21 protein-coding genes, 1 rRNA gene and 1 riboswitch are annotated in these 21807 nt (G+C 70.9%); of the genes, 5 read left to right on the top strand and 17 right to left on the bottom strand.

Annotated elements, in window-relative coordinates; all coding sequences use genetic code 11:
- Positions 1-115 precede the first annotated feature (115 nt).
- From AB0M29_RS42760 to AB0M29_RS42750, 3 genes are all read right to left on the bottom strand, one after another.
- Positions 116-730 (bottom strand): PadR family transcriptional regulator, encoded by a 615-nt coding sequence (locus tag AB0M29_RS42760; protein WP_365392601.1) that lies wholly within the window; start codon positions 728-730, stop codon positions 116-118.
- A gap of 133 nt (positions 731-863) precedes the next feature.
- Positions 864-1598, bottom strand: coding sequence for a LuxR C-terminal-related transcriptional regulator (locus AB0M29_RS42755; RefSeq protein WP_365392599.1), 735 nt, complete (start codon positions 1596-1598; stop codon positions 864-866).
- 51 nt (positions 1599-1649) lie between these two features.
- A complete protein-coding gene (locus AB0M29_RS42750; RefSeq protein ID WP_365392597.1) occupies positions 1650-2702 on the bottom strand; it encodes a class I SAM-dependent methyltransferase in 1053 nt (350 codons plus the stop codon).
- A gap of 123 nt (positions 2703-2825) precedes the next feature.
- Here AB0M29_RS42750 and AB0M29_RS42745 point away from each other — a divergent pair, with 123 nt between their 5' ends.
- Positions 2826-3017, top strand: a complete 192-nt coding sequence (locus AB0M29_RS42745; RefSeq protein WP_365392594.1) for a DUF1059 domain-containing protein — start codon at positions 2826-2828, stop codon at positions 3015-3017.
- A 104-nt stretch (positions 3018-3121) separates the two neighbouring features.
- Complete coding sequence (locus AB0M29_RS42740; RefSeq protein WP_365392593.1) at positions 3122-3943, top strand: PhzF family phenazine biosynthesis protein; 822 nt, start codon at positions 3122-3124, stop codon at positions 3941-3943.
- A 28-nt stretch (positions 3944-3971) separates the two neighbouring features.
- On the opposite strand, the gene AB0M29_RS42735 is transcribed toward AB0M29_RS42740, so the two are convergent.
- Both AB0M29_RS42735 and AB0M29_RS42730 read right to left on the bottom strand, forming a co-directional pair.
- A complete protein-coding gene (locus AB0M29_RS42735; RefSeq protein WP_365392592.1) occupies positions 3972-4757 on the bottom strand; it encodes a type II CAAX endopeptidase family protein in 786 nt (261 codons plus the stop codon).
- A gap of 180 nt (positions 4758-4937) precedes the next feature.
- Positions 4938-6428: a glutamate--cysteine ligase gene (locus AB0M29_RS42730; protein WP_365392591.1), complete on the bottom strand. Its 1491-nt coding sequence runs from the start codon at positions 6426-6428 to the stop codon at positions 4938-4940.
- Positions 6429-6884: 456 nt separating this feature from the next.
- Here AB0M29_RS42730 and AB0M29_RS42725 point away from each other — a divergent pair, with 456 nt between their 5' ends.
- A complete protein-coding gene (locus tag AB0M29_RS42725) occupies positions 6885-7481 on the top strand; it encodes a hypothetical protein (protein WP_365392590.1) in 597 nt (198 codons plus the stop codon).
- A 268-nt stretch (positions 7482-7749) separates the two neighbouring features.
- Positions 7750-7956: a DUF5999 family protein gene (locus AB0M29_RS42720; protein WP_365392588.1), complete on the top strand. Its 207-nt coding sequence runs from the start codon at positions 7750-7752 to the stop codon at positions 7954-7956.
- 130 nt (positions 7957-8086) lie between these two features.
- Here the strand turns inward: AB0M29_RS42720 and gcvP are convergent, their stop codons facing one another.
- Positions 8087-10978 (bottom strand): aminomethyl-transferring glycine dehydrogenase, encoded by a 2892-nt coding sequence (gene gcvP / locus AB0M29_RS42715; RefSeq protein WP_365392586.1) that lies wholly within the window; start codon positions 10976-10978, stop codon positions 8087-8089.
- 183 nt (positions 10979-11161) lie between these two features.
- A riboswitch (glycine riboswitch) is annotated at positions 11162-11258 on the bottom strand.
- A 166-nt stretch (positions 11259-11424) separates the two neighbouring features.
- Between gcvP and AB0M29_RS42710 the strand changes: the two genes are divergently transcribed.
- Positions 11425-11802, top strand: a complete 378-nt coding sequence (locus tag AB0M29_RS42710) for a PRC-barrel domain-containing protein (protein WP_365392584.1) — start codon at positions 11425-11427, stop codon at positions 11800-11802.
- Here the strand turns inward: AB0M29_RS42710 and AB0M29_RS42705 are convergent.
- From AB0M29_RS42705 to rrf, 11 genes are all read right to left on the bottom strand, one after another.
- Entirely contained in the window at positions 11760-13136 is a 1377-nt protein-coding gene (locus AB0M29_RS42705) for a DNA polymerase IV (protein ID WP_365392582.1), read from the bottom strand. The genes AB0M29_RS42710 and AB0M29_RS42705 overlap by 43 nt on opposite strands.
- An 84-nt stretch (positions 13137-13220) precedes the next feature.
- A complete protein-coding gene (locus AB0M29_RS42700) occupies positions 13221-13823 on the bottom strand; it encodes a MerR family transcriptional regulator (RefSeq protein ID WP_365392580.1) in 603 nt (200 codons plus the stop codon).
- Between the two features lie 166 nt (positions 13824-13989).
- The gene (locus AB0M29_RS42695; RefSeq protein ID WP_031518684.1) at positions 13990-14463 is read right to left on the bottom strand and encodes a bifunctional nuclease family protein; all 474 of its coding nucleotides are present in this window, start codon (positions 14461-14463) and stop codon (positions 13990-13992) included.
- Between the two features lie 92 nt (positions 14464-14555).
- Positions 14556-15311, bottom strand: a complete 756-nt coding sequence (locus AB0M29_RS42690) for a MerR family transcriptional regulator (protein ID WP_365392577.1) — start codon at positions 15309-15311, stop codon at positions 14556-14558.
- A 40-nt stretch (positions 15312-15351) separates the two neighbouring features.
- Positions 15352-15885 carry an FHA domain-containing protein gene (locus AB0M29_RS42685; protein ID WP_365392575.1) on the bottom strand — a complete coding sequence of 178 codons (534 nt, stop codon included), beginning with the start codon at positions 15883-15885 and terminating at the stop codon, positions 15352-15354.
- Between the two features lie 358 nt (positions 15886-16243).
- A complete protein-coding gene (locus AB0M29_RS42680; protein ID WP_365392573.1) occupies positions 16244-17119 on the bottom strand; it encodes a DUF881 domain-containing protein in 876 nt (291 codons plus the stop codon).
- 7 nt (positions 17120-17126) lie between these two features.
- Positions 17127-17459, bottom strand: a complete 333-nt coding sequence (locus AB0M29_RS42675) for a small basic family protein (protein ID WP_365392571.1) — start codon at positions 17457-17459, stop codon at positions 17127-17129.
- Entirely contained in the window at positions 17456-18403 is a 948-nt protein-coding gene (locus tag AB0M29_RS42670; RefSeq protein ID WP_365392569.1) for a DUF881 domain-containing protein, read from the bottom strand. Before AB0M29_RS42670 ends, AB0M29_RS42675 begins: the two co-directional genes overlap by 4 nt.
- 72 nt (positions 18404-18475) lie before the next feature.
- On the bottom strand, positions 18476-20971 hold the full coding sequence (locus tag AB0M29_RS42665) for a mannose-1-phosphate guanyltransferase (RefSeq protein WP_365392567.1): 2496 nt from the start codon (positions 20969-20971) through the stop codon (positions 18476-18478).
- 24 nt (positions 20972-20995) lie between these two features.
- Positions 20996-21607: a CDP-alcohol phosphatidyltransferase family protein gene (locus AB0M29_RS42660; protein ID WP_365392565.1), complete on the bottom strand. Its 612-nt coding sequence runs from the start codon at positions 21605-21607 to the stop codon at positions 20996-20998.
- A 109-nt stretch (positions 21608-21716) separates the two neighbouring features.
- Positions 21717-21807 (bottom strand): 5S ribosomal RNA (gene rrf, locus AB0M29_RS42655); the annotation flags it as partial.

The following is a 21807-nucleotide window of genomic DNA, read 5'->3' as shown; positions in this document are numbered from 1 at the left end:
GTGTTCAGAGGTGTCCTCTACCTATGTGGCCCCCGGGGGGTGGTGGTAGGCGGATCGCGCGGGCCGGGGGCGTGCGGCCCCGGGCCGGCTCGTCAGTAACGCACCACGGTGCGGGTCAGCCCTTGCCGAGGTCGGTGACGTCCTCGTCGGCGAGGATCAGGTAGAGCTTCTTGCGGGCGTCGTTCACCACGGTCAGCGCCTTGTCGCGCTGTTCCGGGGTGCCGGTCGCCCACACCTGGCGGAACGCCTCGACGAGACCGCCGCCCGCCTTCCTGATCTCGTTCATGGCATCCCAGTCGACGCCGCGGCCGGCGTCCTCCCACGGGGCCTCGGGGCCCGCGTCGGCTTCCGTCCTGCCCGCGTCGGTGAGGGTGAACAGCTTCTTGCCGCCCTCGCTCGCGCTGGTGATCAGGCCCTCGTCCTCCAGCAGTTGCAGCGTGGGGTAGACCGAGCCGGGGCTCGGCTTCCACGCGCCGCTGCGCTCGGCGATCTCCTGGATCATCTCGTAGCCGTGCATCGGCCGGTCCTTGAGCAGGGCCAGGATCGACGCGCGTACGTCGCCGCGCCGGGCCCTTCCGCGCGGCCCGCCCCGCCCTCGGCCGCCGGGGCCGAAGGGCCCGCCGCCGAAGGGCGGTCCGAACGGCCCGAAGGCCGGCCGCCCCTGCTCGCGCTCGCCCCATCCGTGATGTCCGGGGCCGTGGTGTCCATGTCCGTGTCCTTGGGAACGCATGGTGACGCTCCTTTCATCGTTGATCGTTCGCGATGCGTCAACGATATATCGGAACTGTTCGTAGAGCAAGCTTTCCGAAGGATTGGCGTGTGACCTGCCGCGATGCGCCGCGCCGGGTGCGGCGCACCGGGCCTCAGCGGGCGCCCGGCGCGGACAGCCAGGCGTTCGCGGCCTCGACCCGGCCGCAGACATGGAGCTTGGGGTAGGCGTGCTCCAGGTGCTTGTCCACCGTGCGGGCGCTGATGTCCAGGCGGTGGGCGATCTGCTGGTTGGTGAGGCCGTCCGCCAGCAGGCTGAGCACCGCGGCCTCGCGGCAGGTGACGAGTTCCCGGCCCGCGGGCGGCCGGGCGAGGCGGTCCATGACCCGGCTGAGCCGGGCGCGCAGCAGGACGGCGGTCGCCACGTCGGTGTCGGTGAAGTCGCGGTCGCCGCGGTTGACGGCGACGCACATCCGGCGCGGCCGCCCCCGCGCGTATCCCGCGGGGAAGGCCATCGCGAGCTGGTACTCGGCGCCGAGCGGCCGGTACACCTCCTGGTAGAGGGCCATCGCGTGGAAGTCGGCGCGGTCCTGCACCGCCGAGCGGCGGACCGGGGTGCCGGGTCCCGTGACGGTGTGCGTCACCAGCGGGTCGCCGGCCGCGCCGCGCAGGAAGGCGTCCACGGTCTCCGGGCGCAGGAGGTCGGCCGGAAGGGTGCGGTGCGCCCGCGCCGGGCCGGGATGCGGCGCCCAGACGATGCTGTCGCCCGGAACCGCCTTGAGCAGCAGCGGAAGCAGCGCCGGTACGAGTGCGTCCTCGTCGACGGCGTCGATCAGAAGGTCCACCACGGCGAGCACGCGTCGTAGGGCGGCCTCCCCGGCCGTGCTCATACTCCCAGCCTGACCAGGTGGCCCCGGCCGGTCAAGACAACGGGCCGGGTGTCAGTGGGCGGCGGCGTACACCCGGTTGACGGGACTCTCGGCGGCCAGCGTCCAGTGGTGCAGCCCGGCCTGGTCGGCGATGCGGCGCACCGCCTCCTCGCCCGCGTGGTTGCCCAGCGCCTCGGGGCCGTGCTGGGCGAGCGCGGACGGCAGGCAGACGGCGACGGACGAGGCCGTCACCGCGCGGCCGATGGGATTGACGTTCTCCAGGACGTCCGCCGAGGCGTTCGGCTCGACGATCATGCAGGTGCCGCCCTCGGCCAGCGAGCGCGCGGCCTGCCGCAGCGCGCCGCCCGGGTCGCCGATGTCGTGCAGGCAGTCGAAGAAGGTGATGAGGTCGAACCCGTCACCGGGGAAGTCCTGCGCGGACGCCACGTCGAATTCCACCCGGTCGGCCAGTCCTTGCTCCTCCGCGATACCGCGCGCCTTGTCGATGGACGGTTCGTGGAAGTCGTACCCGTGGAATGTGGAGGCGGGGAAAGCCCGCGCCATCAGCATCGTCGAGTAGCCGTATCCGCAGCCGATGTCGGCGACCGAGGCGCCGTGCCGGAGTTTCTCCTCCAGGCCGTCTATCGCGGTGATCCACTCGGGGACGAGCTGGGCGCTGTATCCGGGGCGGAAGAATTTCGCGGTGCCCTCGAAAAGGGCCGCGCTGTGTTCCGCCCAGCCCACTCCCTCACCGGTCCTGAACGCCTCCATCAAGGTGTCCTCGGTGTCGTAGAGGGCCTGCAGCATGGTGAAGAACCCGGCCGCGTACGTCGGGGCCCTCGGGTCGGCGAGCACCGCCGCGTGCTCGTCGGGCAGCAGATAGCTGTCGGTCCGCGCGTCGTAGGTGAGGTACTCCCCCGCCACCTGGGCGGCCAGCCACTCCCTGACGTACCGCTCGTGCAGCCCGGTTCTTATGGCGAGCTGCCGCGAGGTGAGCGGCCCCGCGGAGGCCATCGCGGTGTAGAGCCCGAGGCGGTCGCCCAGCGAGGTGCACAGGCCGGCCACGGCGGCCCCGGCGTCGGTGATCACCCGTTCCAGGAACTGCGCCATCCGGTCCTCGTCCATGGCATCAGCCCATCAGCCGAGGTCGGCGGGGCGCAATACGGTCTTCCACGTACTGCCGGGCGGCATGCGCGCGAGGCTGCGGCGAAGGGCCCGCGCACTAAAATGAGGTGGAGGAGGTGCATCATGCGGAAGGTAGCCGACTGCCGGGATTACCCGAGCGAGATGAACTGCAGCCTCACCATCTCCGGTGAGGAAGAGGAAGTGGTGCGCGCCGCGGCGGAGCACGCCGTGTCCGTCCACAGCCACGAGGACTCCGCCGAGTTGCGCGATCAGATCCGGTCCGGCCTCAAGGACGAGGTTCCGCAGCACGCCTGAGCCGTGCCGCCCAGCGTCGCCGTTCCGCTCCCGGGACGGCGACCGGCACGCCACCGCGCGCACGGCCGTGTCACCGCGCCGGACCGCCCCGTTACGCTCGCGTCATGCGGATCCGAATCGTCGACGCCTTCACCGACCGCCCTTTCGCCGGGAACCCGGCCGGAGTGCTGCTGCTCGACGCCGAGGAGTTCCCCGCGGACCCGTGGCTGCAGCAGGTGGCCACCGAGGTCAACGCCTCGGAGACCGCGTTCGCGCACCCGCTGGGGGACGCGGCCGACGCGGACTGGGCGCTGCGCTGGTTCACCCCGGCGACCGAGGTGCGGATGTGCGGCCACGCCACGCTGGCGACCGCGCACGTCCTGCGCACCACCGGCACCTGGCAGGGCCCGATACGGTTCAGGACCCTCTCGGGCGTGCTGCGCGCCTGGACCGAGGGGGACGGCACGATCACCATGGACTTCCCCGTCGCCCCGCTCACCCCCGCCGAGGCTCCGGACGGCGTCGCGGAGGCGCTGGGCGCGACGCCGCTGACGGTGCTCGACACCGGGCCCGACCTCGGCGACCTGCTGATCGAGGTCGCCGACGAGGCGACGGTACGGGGTCTGGCCCCGGACTTCGCCGCCCTCGCCCGGCTCTCGCGGCGCGGGGTGATCGCGACCGCCGTGGCCCAGGACCCCTCCGGCGGCTACGACTTCGTCTCGCGCGGCTTCTTCCCCGCGGTCGGCATCGACGAGGACCCGGTGACGGGAAGCGCGCACACCGCCCTCGCCGCGTTCTGGTCGCCGCGGCTCGGCCGCCCCGCGCTGACCGGTCTGCAGGCCAGCGCCCGTACCGGGCTTGTCCGCACCCGACTGGAGGGCGAGCGCGTACTGCTCAGCGGGCCCGCGGTCACCGTGGTGGACGGTGAACTGCACGCGGTGCCCTGAACCGTCGGCCCATGGCCGCGCACGCACGTCAGCCGGTCGGCAGCCAGCTCACCTTCCCGGCCAGCAGCGCGTATCCGACGAAGGCCACGGTGTCGATCAGCGCGTGCGCGGCCACCAGCGGCCCGACCCGCCCCCAGCGCCGGTAGAGCAGCACGAAGACGACCCCCATCACCATGTTGCCGACGAAGCCGCCGACGCCCTGGTAGAGGTGGTACGAGCCGCGCAGCAGCGCGCTGGCGGCGAGTGCGGCGGCCGGGGTCCAGCCGAGCTGGCCGAGTCTGCGCAGCAGGTAGCCGACCACGATGACCTCCTCCAGCACCGCGTTCTGCACGGCCGAGGCGATCAGCACGGGGATCTTCCACCACACGTCGGGCAGCGACTCGGGCACCACCGTGAGGTTGAATCCCGCGGCCCGCACCGCGAGGTAGAAGCCCAGCCCCGTGCCGCCGATCACGGCGGCCACGACCACGCCGCGGGCCAGGTCCTTGCGCGGACGGCTCAGGTCGAAGCCGATGGCGGGCATGCCGACCCGTTCCCTGGCCAGCAGGTGCGCGACCAGCGCCACGGGCGCCAGCGCGCTGGCGATGGCGAAGACCTGCCAGGCCAGGTCGAGCCACGGGCGGTGCGGGGCGTAGGAGCTGACGAGGGTGGCCGCCTGGTCCTTGAGGGCGCCCGGCTTGGTGACCGACCCGATGAAGTCGATCAGCGCGGACACACCGCTGGCGCCCAGGGACAGGGCCAGGACGATCAGTGTCTCGCTGCGCAGCGTGCGCGGTGCGAGTTCCGCCTCCCCCTCGTACGGCTGTGCGTGCACGCGGCCCTCCAGTTGCGTCGTCCCGCTTCAGCGCCGTCCGCGCGTGGCATGGTCTCCGGCAAGATTACGAAGGCCGGGGCCGTGCTCTCGGAGCCACCCCCGGGAAAGGCGCCGCCGCCGCGGGCGGTCGCGGGACGACGGCCCCCGCCGCGGGGCGGGGGCCGTCGGTGAAGGTGCGGCTTACGCGACCGGCCAGGCGTGCACCGGGTCGCCCGCCAGCATGTGCTCCCGGTAGGTGCGGGTCATCGCGGCGAGGGCGGCGGGGCGGTCCAGGCCGCGGTCCAGCATCCGGTGGAACACCTCGGCCTGCCATTCGGCGCCGTTGGTACGGCGGCGGCAGCGCTCCTCGATGATGCCGAGGTAGTGGTCGCGGTCGACGGCCTCTATACCCCAGGCGTCCAGGCCGGCCGCGGCCAGCGGGAGCAGTTCGTCCCGGACCAGGTCGGCCGCGGCGACCTCCACCAGGCCGTTGCCGCGCGGCCGCGGCCAGCGCAGGACCGCGCCGATGCCGTCGCGGCAGGCCGCGTCGAAGTTGGCCGCGGCGGCGGCGAAGGGCAGCCGGTGCCAGACGGGGCGGGGCGCCTCGGCGAGGGTGCGCACCAGGCCGTAGTAGAAGGCGGTGTTGGCGATCACGTCGGCGACCGTGGGCCCGGCGGGCATCACGCGGTTCTCCACGCGCAGGTGCGGGACGCCGTCGACCACCTGGTAGACGGGCCGGTTCCAGCGGTAGATCGTGCCGTTGTGCAGGGTGAGCTCGCGCAGCGACGGCACTCCCCCGTCGTCCAGGACGCGCAGCGGGTCCTCGTCGTCGCAGATCGGCAGTAGCGAGGGGAAGTAGCGGACGTTCTCGGCGAAGAGGTCGGCCGCCGAGTCGATCCAGCGCTCGCCGAACCAGGTCAGCGGCCGTACGCCCTGGGTGCGCAGCTCCTCGGGACGGGTGTCGGTGGCCTGCTGGAAGAGCAGCGGGCGGGTCTCGCGCCACAGCTCCCGGCCGAAAAGGAACGGCGAGTTGGCGCCCACCGCGACCTGCGGACCCGACACCGCCTGGGCGGCGTTCCAGACGGCGGCGAAGCGGCCGGGGGTCACCTGCAGATGCATCTGGGTGGAGGTGCAGGCCGCCTCCGGGGCTATCGACGCGGAGGTGTAGAGGAGATGCTCGACGCCCTGGATGTCGATGGTGATGTCCTCGCCGCGCATCGCGAGGATGCGGTCGTTGAGGAGCGTGTAGCGGTCCGCCCGGGAGAGGTTCGCGGAGACGAGGTCCTGCGCCTCGAGGGTGGGCAGAATTCCGACCATCACGATGTGCGCGCCGACGTCGCGGGCCATCCGGTCGGCATAGCCGAGGCCGATCCGCAGTTCCTCGGCGAGCCGGTCGAGCACACGTCCGGAAAGCCGGTGCGGGGCGATGTTTACTTCAATGTTGAACTGGGCCAGCTCGGTCTGGAAATCACTGCTCGCGATGCGCTCCAGCACCTCTTCGTTCATCATGCGCGGCATCCCGTCGGAATCCGCGAGATTCAATTCGATCTCGAGGCCCATGAGATTGCGCGGCCGGTCGAATCGCTTCTCCTCCAACAGCCGCTCCAGCCCCAGGAGACACTGCTGGAGCTTGCGCCGGTAGTGCCTGCGGTCGGCCAGCTCGAAGCCGTTGGCGACGACCTTCTCCCCCACGGCCACGTCCCTTCGTCGGATGGTCCCCACTGGGAGGATGCCCACCCAAATGATCGATAACGCCACGACAGACCCCGGACGGGCGCTAGGCTTGCACTAGCGGCAATCGGAGCACGTACCAGTGGCACATTCAGGTGCCATGGGACCTGCGTAAACACTTGCGAATACACCGTCGAGATCCGGCCGTCCGTGGCGCGCAGAAATATGCAGCGCGCCCCCCATACCCTGCGGGAATGCTCCCGGCACGGCCGCAGAAGAAGGCGAATTCTCACCTTGCGCGTAATACTGGCTGCGACTAGACGAAACACGGAGCAAACACGCGTCATATAAACTCCGCGCACAAGGCAAAGCATCCGCCCTCGCCGGACGTGCCTGAGCCGACCCCTTCCCGCACAGGAGTGCCGTCCGCATCCCCGCCCGCCCGCACCACTGTGTCTCCCAGTGAGAGGCGACATCATGCCGCTGCTTGTCCCCCCAGCTCCCGCTCCTGCCCTCCGGAGCGTCCTGGCCGCCCTCAGCTCGCCCACCGCGGTCCTGGAGGCCCGGACACCCGCGCTGCGCTCGGCCGAAGGGCCCCTCACCGCCGAACACCCGTTGCCTGTCCATGTGTTCGAACCGTCGGCCGTCCCCGGCGCCCTGCCGGAGGCGCGGCTGACCGGATGGCGGTTCCACATCCTGGGCGGCGCGTGGCCGCAGAAGACCGTCGCCGCGGGTGAGACCGTCACGACGGCCGATGGCTGGGTGTTCTCGCGGTTCTCCGAGGGGCCGTACCTGGTCTCCACCGAGCGGGCGCTGCGCCAGGCGGACGCGCTGCCCGCCACGTACCAGCCGCATCTGCTGTCGGTGCCGGGGCTGTACATGCTGGCGCTGTGGCTGCACTGCGACGCGCGCGCGGACGCCGCCACCGCCCAGCCCACCCCGGCCGACCTGCTGGTGCCGCTGGCCCCCGCGCCGCCCGGCATCACCTCGCACCGGGTGCACCGGATCGCGGAGCTGATGCCGGTGCTCTCGCTGCGGCTCGCGCCGCCGCCGCTGATGGGTTCGCCCGCCTGACCTCCCTGTACGGCAACCCGCCCCCGCGACCGCACCTCGGTCGCGGGGGCGCGGTCGTCACCCGGTCTTAGCGGGGGCGTACGGTGGGCGCAACCGCCCGGCCGGGTGACACGTCTTCCCTTAGTGGGGGGAGCCTGCGTGAAATCCCTGCGGATTCACGTCGGTGGGGCAACACTGGAATCTGCCGTACCAACGGGGGTTGGAAATGGAACAGGCAGGCAGCGCGACCGTACACACCACTCATCTCTCGCAGCGAAAGACTCCATCCATGTGCCAGCACCAGCCGCAGTGCCCCACCGCCGACTGCTCCGACCGTGAGGCCGCGTGCACCCTGGCCCACCACCCGGAACAGGGCTGGAGCCTGCTGTGCAACGGGGTGCTGCTCTTCGAGGACACCGGGGAGCTGCTGCCGGACGGGCAGATCATCGCACCGCACCGGCCGTTCGGCACGGAACACGTCACCACCGCGGCCTGACCCCGGGCAGCCGCCCGGAGCAGCGCCGCGTCTCGCACACCCAGCCGGTTCCACTGTCCCCAGCGGAACCGGCTTCGATGTAGATGCCCGGCGGCGCTCAAGCGTCGCCAGGCCCTGGCTGCGAGCTCCCTCAGGCGTCGTAGGCGTCCAGCGGCGGGCAGGAGCAGACCAGGTTGCGGTCGCCGAACGCGCCGTCGATCCGCCGCACCGGCGGCCAGTACTTGTCGGCCGCGGAGACGCCGGCCGGGAAGACCGCCTCCTCGCGGCTGTACGGGTGCTGCCAGTCGCCGCCCAGCGCCGCCGCGGTGTGCGGGGCGTGGTGCAGCGGGTTGTCGTCGGCGGGCCACTCGCCCGAGCCGACCCGGTCGATCTCGCCGCGGATCGCGATCATCGCCTCGCAGAAGCGGTCCAGCTCCGCGAGGTCCTCGCTCTCGGTGGGCTCGATCATCAAGGTGCCCGCCACCGGGAACGACATGGTCGGCGCGTGGAAGCCGTAGTCGATCAGGCGCTTGGCGATGTCGTCGACGCTGACCCCGGTCTCCTTGCTGACCGGCCGCAGGTCGATGATGCACTCGTGCGCGACCAGCCCGCCGGGGCCGGTGTAGAGCACCGGGAAGTGCGGCTCCAGCCGCTTGGCCACGTAGTTGGCGCCGAGGACGGCGATCTGCGTGGCGCGCTTGAGTCCCTCGCCGCCCATCAGCCGCACGTACGTCCAGGAGATCGGCAGGATGCCCGCCGAGCCCCAGGGAGCGCCCGAGATCGGCCCGACACCCGTGGCGGGCCCCGCGGTCGGCTGCAGCGGGTGGTTGGGCAGGTACGGGGCCAGGTGCGCGCGGACCGCGACCGGGCCGACGCCGGGGCCGCCGCCGCCGTGCGGGATGCAGAAGGTCTTGTGCAGGTTCAGGTGCGAGACGTCCGCGCCGAACCGGCCGGGACGGGCCAGGCCCACCAGCGCGTTGAGGTTGGCGCCGTCCACGTACACCTGGCCGCCCGCGTCGTGCACGGCCGCGCAGATGTCGGTGATGTTGTCCTCGAACACACCGTGCGTGGAGGGGTAGGTCACCATCAGCACGGCGAGCTGGTCGCGGTGCTGATCGATCTTGGCGTGCAGGTCGGCGGTGTCCACGTCGCCGTCCTGCCCTGTGCGCACCACGACGACCTTCATGCCGGCCATCACGGCGCTGGCGGCGTTGGTGCCGTGCGCGGAGGACGGGATGAGGCAGACCGTGCGCTGGCTGTCGCCGTTGGCGCGGTGGTAGGCGCGCACCGCCAGCAGACCGGCGAGTTCGCCCTGCGAGCCCGCGTTGGGCTGGATGCTGACCTTGTCGTAGCCGGTGACCTCGGCGAGCTGGTCCTCCAGGCCGTGGATCAGCTCCAGGTAGCCCTCGGCCTGCTCGACCGGCGCGAAGGGGTGCAGCGCGCCGAACTCGGGCCAGGTGACCGGCTCCATCTCGGTGGTGGCGTTGAGCTTCATCGTGCAGGAGCCGAGCGGGATCATGCCGCGGTCCAGCGCGTAGTCGCGGTCGGCCAGCCGCCGCAGGTAGCGCAGCATCGCGGTCTCGCTGCGGTGCTGGTGGAAGACCGGGTGGGTCAGATACGACTCGGTGCGGGCCAGGCCGTCGGGGAGCGCGTCCGCGGTGGCGGCGTCCAGCGCCTCGATGTCGGCGGCGCCGTCCGCGCCGAAGGCGGCGAGCACCGCGGCGAGCTGGGCGCGGTCGGTGGTCTCGTCACAGGCGATGCCGACCAGGTCCGCGTCGGTCTGCCGCAGGTTGACGCCGACGGTACGGGCGGCGGCCACCACCTCGGCGGCGCGGCCCGGCACCCGGGCGGTGAGGGTGTCGAAGTAGCCGTCGTGCACGATCTCGACCCCGGCGGCGCGCAGGCCCGCGGCGAGGATCGCGGCGTAGCGGTGGGTGCGGCGGGCGATCTGGGCCAGGCCCTCGGGACCGTGGTAGACCGCGTACATCCCGGCCATCACGGCCAGCAGCACCTGCGCGGTGCAGATGTTGCTGGTGGCCTTCTCGCGACGGATGTGCTGCTCGCGGGTCTGCAGCGCCAGGCGGTACGCCTTGTTGCCGTCCGCGTCGACGGAGACGCCGACCAGGCGGCCGGGCAGGCTGCGGGCGAACTGGTCGCGGACGGCCATGTAGCCGGCGTGCGGGCCGCCGAAGCCCATCGGCACACCGAAGCGCTGGGTGGTGCCCACCGCGATGTCCGCGCCCAGGGCGCCGGGCGAGGTGAGCAGGGTGAGCGCCAGCAGGTCGGCGGCGACGGTGACGACCGCGCCCAGTTCGTGCGCGCGCTCGATGACCGGCCGCAGGTCGCGTACCGCACCGGAGGCGCCCGGGTACTGCAGCAGCACACCGAAGACGCCGCGCTCGGCGATCTCGTCCGGGATACCGGCGGACAGGTCGGCGACGACCACCTCGACGCCGGTGGGCTCGGCGCGGGTCTCGATCACCGCGACGGTCTGCGGGAAGGTGTCGGCGTCGACCAGGAAGACGCCGTTCTTGACCTTGCCGACCCGGCGGGACAGCGCCATCGCCTCGGCGGCGGCGGTGCTCTCGTCCAGCAGCGAGGCGCCGGAGGTGGGCAGCCCGGTGAGGTCGGCGACCACGGTCTGGAAGTTCAGCAGCGCCTCCAGGCGCCCCTGCGAGATCTCCGGCTGGTACGGGGTGTAGGCCGTGTACCAGGCGGGGTTCTCCATCACGTTGCGCAGGATGACGGGCGGCGTGAAGGTGCCGTAGTAGCCGAGGCCGATCATCGGGGCCAGCACCTGGTTGCGGTCCGCGAGGGCGCGCAGCTCGCGCAGCGCCTCGGCCTCGGTGCGGGCGGGGGGCAGTGCCAGCGCCTCGGCGCTGCGGATGGTGCCGGGCACTGCCGCGTCGGTGAGTTCGTCCAGCGATCCGTAGCCGACGTGCGCGAGCATCTTGGCCTGCGCCTCGGCGTCGGGGCCGATGTGGCGCCTGGCGAACGGAATGCCCGCTTCCAGCTCGGAGAGGGGAATGCGAGGGGAAGTCATCTGCGGAGGCCTCCTGGTCTGCCACGACCTTCGGGGGTGCCGCGGCGCGGACACCCGTACGGCCTCCCCCTCTGTCATCAGAACCTGAGAGCTTCACCGCCCTGGTGGGGGCGGCTTTCACCGTCGGTGAGGGTTCGTACCGGAGATTACGCTTCCGGTCCGCGCCCTGCTTTCCAGAGTGACCTCGCCCATGCGGTACGGGATGCCTGAGAGATTCCGGGGAGGGTTTGCTCCTTCGGCGCCTCCGACACCTTCTCGGAGGCTCTCCCGCATGGGGTCTGCAGCCGATCACCAGCCTACCAGCGCGGTACCGCCGTCCGGTGGGTCGTGTGCGCCGGTTCACGCCGGGCCGTACGGGGGCGGCCCCCGAGTCGACATGGGGCCCGATGTGGCTTTGGGTGGTATTCATCAACAGTCGTCATGAATCGTCGTTGGTTGGAGGGACCGTGCAGACCGACATCGATCCGCGCAGCCTGATCGGCCGCCGCGCCCTCGACCGGGACGGTACGAGGATCGGCACGGTCGACGAGGTGTACCTCGACGACGCGACCGGCGTACCCGAGTGGGCGGCGGTGCGGACGGGCCTGTTCACCCGTGACGCGTTCGTCCCGCTGGAGCCGAGCGAGCTGGTCGACGACGAACTGCGGGTGCCGTTCAAGAAGGCGCTGATCAAGGACGCGCCGGACTTCGGTGTGGGCCGCCATCTGTCGCCCGAGCAGGAGCTGCAGCTCTACCACCACTACGGCATGGACGTGCCCAGGTCGTCGGCCGAGCCCGCCCGTCACCCCGAGGGGGACTTCGGCACACTGGCCGGCGACGAGTAGGGCACCAGCGGCAGGGGGTCGCGGTGGGCCAGCGCCGGGTCGTCCACGGCGAAGGTCCGCACCCGGCCGGGAACGCTGTCCGAGGGGACCTCGAAGCGCACGGTCACCCGCCCCACCCCGCTGCCCTGCACCCACCCCGAGCCGAACTCCTCGTGCTCGACGTCCTGCCCCGGCCACCACAGCTTCGCCCGCTCGGGCGCCGGCGGCGCGGTGGCGGGCAGCTCCGGCGGGGCGTACGCGTCCGGCTCCCGCTCCCCGGCCGCCCGCTCCTCCGCGACCTGCGCGAACAGGTCCTCCTGGGTGAAGTCCGCGAGCCCCGCCACGCCCACCCCGAGCAGCCGGACGCCCCCGGTGGTGTCGACCGGTTCGATCAGCCGCCGCGCGGTCTCCCGGACGACTCCGGGGTCGTCGGTGGGGGCGCGCAGCGTCTCGGAGCGGGTGAGGGTGGAGAAGTCGTACCGGCGGACCTTGACGACCACGGTCCGCCCCGACCGGCCCGCGCCGCGCAGCCGCTGCACACAGCGCTCGGCGAGCCGGTCGATCTCGTACCGGACATGGGCGCGGTCGGTCAGGTCGGCGTCGAAGGTGTCCTCGACGGAGATCGACTTCACGTCGCGGTCGGCGACGACCGGGCGGTTGTCGAGCCCGGCCGCGCTGGCGTGGAGCGAGGCGCCGTGGGCCTTCCCGAGCAGCCGCACCATCTCCGGCTCCCCCGCGTGCACGATCTCGGCGATGGTGGTGATGCCCGCCTTGCGCAGGTGTTCGGCGGTGGCGGGACCGACACCCCACAGGGTCCGTACCGGCAGCGGGTCGAGCAGCGCCCGCTCGCTGCCCGGTGTGACGACCACCAGCCCGTCCGGCTTGGCCTGCTCGGAGGCGATCTTCGCCAGCAGCTTGGATCCGGCGAGGCCCACCGAGGCGGTCAGCCCGGTGGTGGCCCGGATCTCGGCGCGCAGCCGCTCGGCGACCGCCCGCGGGTCACCGCCCAGCTCCCCCGCCTCCAGGTCCACGAACGCCTCGTCCAGGCTGAGCGGCTCTATCAGCGGCGAGACCTCGCCGAGCAGCGCCATCACGGTGTCACTGATCTGGCGGTAGATCCCGAACCGCGGCACCAGATAGGCGGCGTTCGGGCAGAGCCTGCGGGCGTGGGCCATCGCCATCGCCGAGTGGACGCCGTGCACACGTGCCTCGTAGGACGCGGTCGACACGACGCCGCGAGGGCCGAGGCCGCCGACCACCACCGGCTTGCCCCGCAGGCTGGGCTTGGAGGCCTGCTCGACCGCGGCGAAGAACGCGTCCATGTCCAGGTGCAGGATCGTCGGCGAACTTCTCACACCACCGATCGTGCCCCATGCCACCGACAGTCGCCGTACAGCTGTACGGCGTGGGGTCCGATCGACCCTATCCGCCGGACCCGGTCACACCGCCCGGTTGCGCCGCCTGGCCAGTTCGTCGGAGGGGTTGTCGCCCACCAGGGTCTCGCCGGTGTCGACCCGCTCGCCGTGCATCTGGGACAGCGACGCCTCGACGTCACGCCAGACCACGCCCACCGCGATCCCGAAGATCCCCTGGCCGCCCTGGAGCAGGTCGACCACCTCGTCGGGCGAGGTGCACTCGTACACGGTCGCGCCATCGCTCATCAGCGTCATACGGGCCAGCTCGGACTGGCCGACCGAGCGCAGGTGCCACACGGCGGTGCGGATGTTCTGCAGCGAGACGCCCGTGTCGAGCAGCCGCTTGACGATCTTCAGGACGACGACGTCACGGAAGCCGTAGAGGCGCTGGGTGCCCGAGCCGTACGCGGGCCGGACGCTGGGCTCGACCAGGCCGGTACGGGCCCAGTAGTCGAGCTGGCGGTAGGTGATGCCGGCCGCCGCACAGGCCGTGGGCCCGCGGTAGCCGATCTGGTCGGGCTGTTCCTGGGGCCCCGCTCCGCCGCCCGCCTCCGCGGCGGCTCGGGCAAGCGCTCCATGGGTCGGGTACGGGCCGCCGCTCGCCAGACCGTCGCCGGTGCTTCTCACGCCGCCCTCCGTCCCTTCGCGTCCCGGCGCCACGCGCACGTGCCATCGGGACTTTCCACACCGACGGTAGGCAGTCCCCAGGGGCGCGTCAACGATCGCCACGCTCGGCACGCCGAGTGATATTCACCCCAGGAGTGGTTTGCCGTATCCGTGGTGCGGGAACGGCTCACTGGTTACTCGTACCGAAGTCCTCGGGCGAGATCTGGTCGAGGAACTCGCGGAACTTCTCCACCTCGTCCTCCTGCTCATCCGGAATGGCGATGCCCGCGTCGTCCAGCACCCCGTCGCTGCCGTAGATCGGCGTCCCGGTGCGCAGCGCCAGCGCTATGGCGTCCGACGGGCGGGCGCTGACCTCGACGCCGCTGGCGAACACCAGTTCCGCGTAGAAGACGCCTTCTCGCAGGTCGGTGATGCGGACCTCGGTGAGGGTCTGCCCCACGGCCTCGAGCACGTCCTTGAAAAGGTCATGGGTGAGCGGTCGCGCAGGTGTCATCCCCTGCTGCGCGAAAGCGATGGCCGTAGCCTCACCCGGCCCGATCCAGATGGGCAGGTACCGATCGCCTCCCACTTCACGCAGGAGCACGATCGGTTGATTGGAGGGCATTTCGACCCGGACACCCACAACGTCGAGCTCGTTCACACAGCAACCCTAGGACGTGCCCGACGGGTTTGGGTAGTCGGGCACCCCGCGACCCGGACTTCCCCGGCCCCTCGAAGGGGCGGAATCCCCGGTCAGAGCAGGCGTACCCGCAGTGCCGACTGAACCATGGCGGCATGCAGCCGAACGGAGAGGGCGGCCAGTTCCCTGGCGGTCACCTCGGCGTGGTTACGGGTCTGCGGGTTGCGATGCCGGCGCAGCGGGGCCACCACCTGCTCCACCAGGCCCGCCTCCCGGTCGGCGGCGGCCTTCACGGCACGCAGGTGGCGCGGTTCCAGGCCGAAACGCCCCAGGTCGACGATGAGCCGCCCGATGGCCACCGTCTCGGCGTCGTAGCCGCCGTCCCCGCCCGCCTCGACGAGGCCGTACGACTCCCACTGGTCCAGCGCGGCCTCGTCGGCCCCGGTGGCGGCCAGCAGCTCCTCCCGGCCGACCCTCAGCTCCTGGGGCGCCTCCGGCAGCCCCTCGGGCAGCGCTGAGCCGTCCAGGACCTCACGGGACTCGCTCGGCGCCGGCAGCGGCACCCGCTCACCCCGGTCCAGGGCGTCCAGGTGCTCCCTGATCACCCGCAGCGGCAGATAGTGGTCCCGCTGCACCCGCAGCACGTACGCCAGGCGCTCGACGTCCCCGCAGGAGAACTTCCGGTACCCCGAGGGGGTGCGCTGCGGCTCGACCAGGCCCTCCGACTCCAGGAAGCGGATCTTGGAGATGGTGACCTCGGGGAACTCGTCACGCAGCTGCCCCAGCACCGCGCCGATGCTCAGCAGCGCGCCCTCCGCGGCGGTGCCGTTCCCGGCACCGCCCGACGGTGATCTCCGCGTACCCGGCATGAACCTTCCTTCGCGGTCCCGCAGACGCCCGTCAGGGGCGTCAGATGCCCCGCTGGCTGGCGTAGAAGACCAGCCGGTACTTCCCGATCTGGACCTCGTCGCCGTTGGCCAGCGGCACGGCGTCGATCCGCTCCCGGTTGACGTACGTGCCGTTCAGGCTGCCGACGTCGGAGACGGTGAACCCGCCGTCCGGGCCGCGGCGGAACTCCACATGGCGGCGGGAGACGGTGACGTCGTCCAGGAAGATGTCGCTCTGCGGGTGGCGTCCGGCGGTGGTCAGCTCGCCGTCCAGCAGGAAGCGGCTACCGGAGTTCGGCCCGCGGCGGACGATCAGCAGCGCCGAGCCGATGGGCAGCGCCGCGACGGCGGACTGCGCCTCGGACGACAGCGACGGCGCGACGGTCTGGCCGGTGGCCTCCGCCTCGTACGCCTCGAGGCCGGAGATGGAGATCGTGGACGTGGTCTCGGACGGCCGCTCATGGGGAGCGGCGGTGCCGCGCAGCGGCGCGCCGCAGTTCGAGCAGAAGCGGCTGGCCTCCGCGTTGTTGTGCCCGCACCTCGTACATACCGGCAAGCCGAACCCTCCACCCGTGGTTGAGGTTGACTGTCCCCCGAAACCTATGCGGGCGGCGGCGGCAGGGTCAACAGGCGCCACGCCGGGCGCGCCGGAATAGTCGGCGCCCGACTGCCGCGGGTCGTTCCTGAACAGGGGGCGGTCACCGCCCTGCTCCTCCTCCCCCAGGTTCCTGGGGGCGCGATGGCGTGCCGTCGCCGGGTCACCCGACTGCCGCGCGCTCTTGCCGAAAAACCTTCCAAACAACTTCACGGGCGATTCCCCTTGAAAGAAACAGACCCGCCCGTGGGGCAGGACGAACCCTCGCTACACACAGTTTCCACCACGCAACACCCCACCGATGCCCCGACCCCCCGCCTCACTGGGATGACGACCGAGCGTAGTCAGGCTGCTTCGGCACCCGCAAGGCGGACACAACGATCTTCTGCGACCGCACCACGTTCGCCGTGGCCTGCTCCTTCTCCAGCGTCTGCACCACCCCACCGGGGATGTTCAGCGCCGGCTCCAGGTCCTGCGGGTTGCCGATGACCTTGAACTCGTACGGCTGGGACACCTTGTGCCCGTCGATCAGCACCCCGTCGGTGCCCTCCGTGAAATACGTGTCCGCCACGACCCGTACGTTGTTGATCTGGATGGCCTCCGCGCCGGCCGCCCGCAGCTCCTGCAGCGTGTCCAGGAGCGAGTCCGCCTCGACACCGCCCTTGGGGTCGGTGATCGTCAGCGTGATGCCGGGGCCCTGCGCGGCCACGGTGCCCGCGAGGATGCCCAGCTCCTGGGCCTTCTGCCGGGTCTGCTTGAGCGCCTCGGCGGCCTGGTTGGAGCTGGTCTCCAGCTCGGAGCGCTGGTTCTCCAGGCCCCGCTTCTCGTCCTCGAGGCGCTGGGTGCGGTTGTCCAGCTCGGTGAGGATGCGGACCAGGTCCTCCTTGCGGGCGCCGCGCAGCGCCCCGCCGCTGTCGCTGGTCGAGCTGACCTGGATCGCCAGGCCCAGCCCGAGCACGAACAGCAGCAACGCCACGATGAGCTGCGCGCGCGACAGCCGCGGCGGCCACAGCCCGGCCACCAGCCGCTGGCGGCCGGTCATCGGGGCAGGGGTCGCGGCGGGCTCCTCCGCGCCGGCGGCGTGGTCGTCGCCGCCCGCGTGATCGGCGCCCTGCGCGTGCTCGGGCTCGGGCTCACGACCGGGCTCGCGCTCGGGCTCGGGCTCGCGCTCGTGGGACTGGTCGTCGTCGCTCATGCCGCGCTCACGCCCGGAAGACGTGGCGGCGGATGGCCGCCGCGTTGGAGAAGATCCGGATACCGAGCACGACCACCACGCCGGTGGAGAGCTGCGCGCCCACGCCGAGCTTGTCGCCGAGGAAGACGATCAGCGCGGCGACCACCACGTTGGAGAGGAAGGAGACGACGAACACCTTGTCGTCGAAGATCCCGTCGAGCATGGCGCGAATACCGCCGAAGACGGCGTCGAGCGCGGCGACCACGGCGATGGGCAGATAGGGCTCGACCCCGGTCGGCACCACAGGGCGCACCACGAGTCCGACCACGACTCCCACGACGAGGCCCAGTACGGCGATCACTTCGAACCCTTCCCTGTCTTCCCTGGTGTGGCGGAGTTCGCCTGCTGCTGGTTTCCGGGGACCGGTACGGCGTACCGCACGATCAGGCTGGGCGCGGCCGCGAGATGCAGCTTCTTCTCGACGGTGATGCTCGCCCTGATCCCGTAGTTCTGCTGCAACACGTGCAGGTACTGGCCGTCCGCGCTGTCCTGGAACGTGGTGCTCAGCCGCTCCCCGTCCCCGATCGCCAGCACCGTGTACGGCGGAACCAGCGGTTTGTTGTCGACCAGTATGGCGTCACCGGCGGCCCGGATGGCGGACAGCGAGGTGAGCCGCTGGCCGTTGACGGTGATCGCCTCGGCCCCCGACGCCCACAGCCCGTTCACCACGCGCTGCATGTCGCGGTCGCGGACCCGCCCGGTGTCGGAGAAGCCGCTGCTCTCGCGGGGGCCGCCGCCGGTGTCGCCCTGCGACGCCTCCTTGGCGTCGTCGACGACCAGCTTCACCCCAGGCCCCACCACGGGGGTGGCGCCCGCCAGCAGCGCGACCTGCGCGGCGCTGTCACCGCCGTGGTTCTGCAGCGCCGCGCGCTGCTCGGCGGCCACGGTGTCACGCAGCGAGTTCACCCCGCTCTGCAGCTTGTCCGCGCTGTCCGTCTCCGTCTTCACCTGATCGATCAGGTGCTGCCGCTCCTTGGCCTCGGTGGGCGCCGACACCTGGGCCTGGGCGGCGCCCAGGGTCACGACGACGGCGGCCAGCACGAGGCCGGCCGCCAGCCCCAGCTTCCCGCCGAGCTGCTTGGGGAGCCGGGAGCTGCCGACCTCGCCCCTGCGGGCCGCGGCCTCGGCGTAACCTTCGTCGAGGCTGTGCTCCATGATGTTGGTGAGCAGGGACATCGACGCATCAGGACGCCGCTGGGCCGCCCCTTTCACAGGGCTGCTCCGATCGGGTTGCTGCTGCGGCATGCCGCACATCGTCGCACGTCGGGACCGCAACACTCGAACGGCCCCCTCGCGGCGCGCCGTTCACCGTGCGATTCAGCGCCCCGCGCTCTCCACGACCTCCGACCACTCGTCGAGCAGTGCCTGCGCCGATCCGTCGTCCGGCCCTTCCGCCCACAGATGGGTGACCGCCTCGGCGGGGTCGGGCAGCACCATCACCCAGCGGCCGTCCGACTCCACGACACGCACACCGTCGGTGGTGTCCACCGAGCGCTCCCCGGCCTCCTCGACCACCCGGCGCATGACCGAGCCCTTCACGGCCCACGGGGTCGGCACATCGCGCTTGAGGACGTGCGCACGCGGGATCCGGGCGTCGATCTGGCTGAGCGTGAGCTGGGTACGCGCCACCAGGCCGATCAGCCGCACGAAGGCCGCGGACCCGTCGAAGACGCTGCTGAACTCCGGCACGATGAAGCCACCGCGGCCGTCACCGCCGAAGATCGTGTCCTCGGCGCGGCCCACCCTGGTCAGGTCGTCAGGGGACGTCGTCGTCCACTCCACCTGGGTGCCGTGGTACGCGGCGACCTGCTCGCCGATCCTGGTCGTGGTCACCGGCAGCGCCACCCGCCCGCTGCGGCGCTCCGCCGCGACGAGGTCGAGCATCACCAGCAGCGCGCGGTCGTCCTCGATGATGGCGCCGCCCTCGTCGACCAGGGACAGCCGCTCCCCGACCGGGTCGAAGCGCACACCGAACGCGGCCCGCGCGGAGGCGACGATCTCCCCCAGCCGTACGAGCCCGGCCCGGCGGCTCTCCTCGGTCTCCGTGGGGCGGGCCTCGTCGAGACCGGGATTGACGATCAGCGAGTCGACGCCGAGACGGCCGAGGAGGCTGGGCAGGACCAGTCCGGCGCTGCCGTTGGCCGCGTCCACGACGACCTTCAGCCCGGACTCCGCGATGCCGGAGATGTCGACGTCCCGCAGCAGGGCGCCCGTGTAGGAGTCGAAGACCGTCGCCGGGAAGCGCAGGTCGCCGATCTCACCGGGGAAGGCCCTGCGGTACTCCTGCCGCGCGAAGACGCGGTCGAGCTTGCGCTGCGCCCCGGCGGAGAGGTCGGCGCCGCGCTCGTCGAAGAACATGATGTCCAGCGAGTCCGGACGCCCCGGGGACGTCCTGATCATGATGCCGCCCGCGCTGCCGCGTGCGGTCTGCTGCCGCGCCACGGGCATGGGGACGTTCTCCAGGTCCCGGACGTCGATCGCACTCGTCTGGAGCGCGGAGATCACCGCTCGCTTGAGCGCACGGGCACCACGGGAGTGGTCACGCGCGGTGGTGACGGTCGCGCCCTTCTTCAGCGTGGTCGCGTACGCGCCCGCCAGCCGTACCGCCAACTCCGGCGTGATCTCGACGTTCAGGATGCCGGACACCCCCCGGGTGCCGAACAGATGCGCCTGACCGCGCGACTCCCAGATGACGGACGTGTTGACGAACGCGCCCGCCTCGATCGTCTTGAACGGATACACCCGTACGCTGCCGGCGATGTTGGACTCTTCGCCGATCAGGCACTCGTCACCGATCACCGCGCCGTCGTCGATCCGCGCCGCGCGCATCACATCGGTGTTCTTGCCGATGACGCAGCCGCGGAGATTGGTCTGCGGGCCCACGTAGACGTTGTCGTGGATGACGGCCTTGTGAACGAAGGCACCAGTCTTCACGACGACGTTGGAACCGATGACGCTGTGCTCGCGGATCTCCGCGCCCGCCTCCACCTTCGCGTAGTCGCCGATGAACAGCGGGCCGCGCAGTACGGCGTCGGGGTGCACCTCGGCGCCCTCCGCCACCCATACACCGGGGGAGATCTCGAAGCCGTCCATGTCGACGTCGACTTTTCCTTCGAGGACGTCGGCCTGCGCCTTCACATAGCTCTCGTGCGTGCCGACGTCCTCCCAGTAGCCCTCGGCGATAAAGCCGTAGATGGGCTTGCCTTCCTTCATCAACTGCGGGAAGACATCACCGGACCAGTCGACGGAGACATCCGCCTGGACGTAGTCGAAGACCTCGGGCTCCATCACGTAGATGCCCGTGTTCACCGTGTCGGAGAAGACCTGACCCCACGTCGGCTTCTCCAGGAAGCGCTCGACCCGGCCCTCGTCGTCGACAATCGTGATACCGAACTCCAGCGGATTGGGAACCCGGGTCAGACAGACGGTGACCATGGCTCCCTTCTCCTTGTGGAATTCGATCAGCTCGGTCAGATCGAAATCCGTCAGAGCGTCGCCCGAGATGACCAGGAAGGAGTCGTCCTTCAATGCCTCCTCGGCGTTCTTGACGCTTCCCGCGGTCCCGAGCGGTTTCTCCTCGTTGGCGTATGTCAGCTCCATGCCGAATTCTTCGCCGTCCCCGAAATAATTCTTCACAAGGGAGGCAAGGAATTGGACCGTCACTACGGTCTCGGTCAGCCCATGGCGTTTCAGCAGCGTCAGAACGTGCTGCATGATGGGGCGATTGACGACAGGCAGGAGGGGCTTGGGCATGCTCGAGGTCATTGGGCGAAGGCGGGTGCCTTCGCCGCCGGCCATGACAACCGCCTTCATGTCGGAACGTCCTCCTCGTGTGACTCAGTCAGCAGCTGTGGTGGCGGCCGTCACAAGTTGGCGGACCTGCACCACATAGAGGATCCCTGCCCACCAGTACAGGGTTGTACCCCAACCTGCGAACGCCCAGCCGAAAATAGACGCCAACGTCGCAAGCCATCCGCTGCCATCGCTCAGGAGGAGCAGCGGAAAGGCGTACATGAGGTTGAAGGTAGCCGCTTTCCCGATGAAGTTCACCTGGGGAGGTCCGTACCCGTGCCTCCGCAGAATCAGCAGCATCACCGCCATCATGACCTCTCGGCCCAGAAGCAGCACGGTGATCCAGAGTGGAAGGATGTCCCGCCAGGTGAGTCCGACCAGGGTGGAGAGGACAAAGAGCCGGTCAGCGGCCGGGTCGAGGAGGCGGCCGAGGCTGCTGACCTGATTCCACCGACGGGCCAGCTTGCCGTCCAGATAGTCGCTGATGCCGCTGAGGGCCAGTACGAGGAGTGCCCAGCCGTCCACCTTGGGACCACCGAACTCGGGCCACAGAATCAGCCACAGGAACACCGGTACTCCGGCCAGGCGAGCCATACTCAGGATGTTGGGGATCGTGAAGATCCGATCCGTTTGCACCCGTGTCTCCTGGACCTCCACCGGGGGCCCCTCCTGTATGTATGTGCGGACGTTCCGGCCCGACTCTACCCCAGACGCAAAAAAGGCCTGACCTCGGATCCACGATCCGAGGTCAGGCCTCTGAATGATTGTTCGGCGGCGTCCTACTCTCCCACAGGGTCCCCCCTGCAGTACCATCGGCGCTGAAAGGCTTAGCTTCCGGGTTCGGAATGTAACCGGGC

Origin of the sequence: Streptomyces sp. NPDC051976 (genome assembly GCF_040680795.1) — a bacterium.
Classification (GTDB): Bacteria; Actinomycetota; Actinomycetes; order Streptomycetales; family Streptomycetaceae; genus Actinacidiphila.
Note: the sequence above shows the minus strand (reverse complement) of the source record. Positions and strands in the feature narration are given on the sequence as shown.

Bases quoted from the DNA above. Each gene is read 5' to 3' on its own strand.
- AB0M29_RS42760 (WP_365392601.1), bottom strand. From the start codon at position 730: ATGCGTTCCCAAGGACACGGACATGGACACCACGGCCCCGGACATCAC.
- AB0M29_RS42755 (WP_365392599.1), bottom strand. From the start codon at position 1,598: ATGAGCACGGCCGGGGAGGCCGCCCTACGACGCGTGCTCGCCGTGGTG.
- AB0M29_RS42750 (WP_365392597.1), bottom strand. From the start codon at position 2,702: ATGGACGAGGACCGGATGGCGCAGTTCCTGGAACGGGTGATCACCGAC.
- AB0M29_RS42745 (WP_365392594.1), top strand. From the start codon at position 2,826: ATGCGGAAGGTAGCCGACTGCCGGGATTACCCGAGCGAGATGAACTGC.
- AB0M29_RS42740 (WP_365392593.1), top strand. From the start codon at position 3,122: ATGCGGATCCGAATCGTCGACGCCTTCACCGACCGCCCTTTCGCCGGG.
- AB0M29_RS42725 (WP_365392590.1), top strand. From the start codon at position 6,885: ATGCCGCTGCTTGTCCCCCCAGCTCCCGCTCCTGCCCTCCGGAGCGTC.
- AB0M29_RS42720 (WP_365392588.1), top strand. From the start codon at position 7,750: ATGTGCCAGCACCAGCCGCAGTGCCCCACCGCCGACTGCTCCGACCGT.
- gcvP (WP_365392586.1), bottom strand. From the start codon at position 10,978: ATGACTTCCCCTCGCATTCCCCTCTCCGAGCTGGAAGCGGGCATTCCG.
- AB0M29_RS42690 (WP_365392577.1), bottom strand. From the start codon at position 15,311: ATGCCGGGTACGCGGAGATCACCGTCGGGCGGTGCCGGGAACGGCACC.
- AB0M29_RS42680 (WP_365392573.1), bottom strand. From the start codon at position 17,119: ATGAGCGACGACGACCAGTCCCACGAGCGCGAGCCCGAGCCCGAGCGC.
- AB0M29_RS42670 (WP_365392569.1), bottom strand. From the start codon at position 18,403: ATGCCGCAGCAGCAACCCGATCGGAGCAGCCCTGTGAAAGGGGCGGCC.
- AB0M29_RS42665 (WP_365392567.1), bottom strand. From the start codon at position 20,971: ATGAAGGCGGTTGTCATGGCCGGCGGCGAAGGCACCCGCCTTCGCCCA.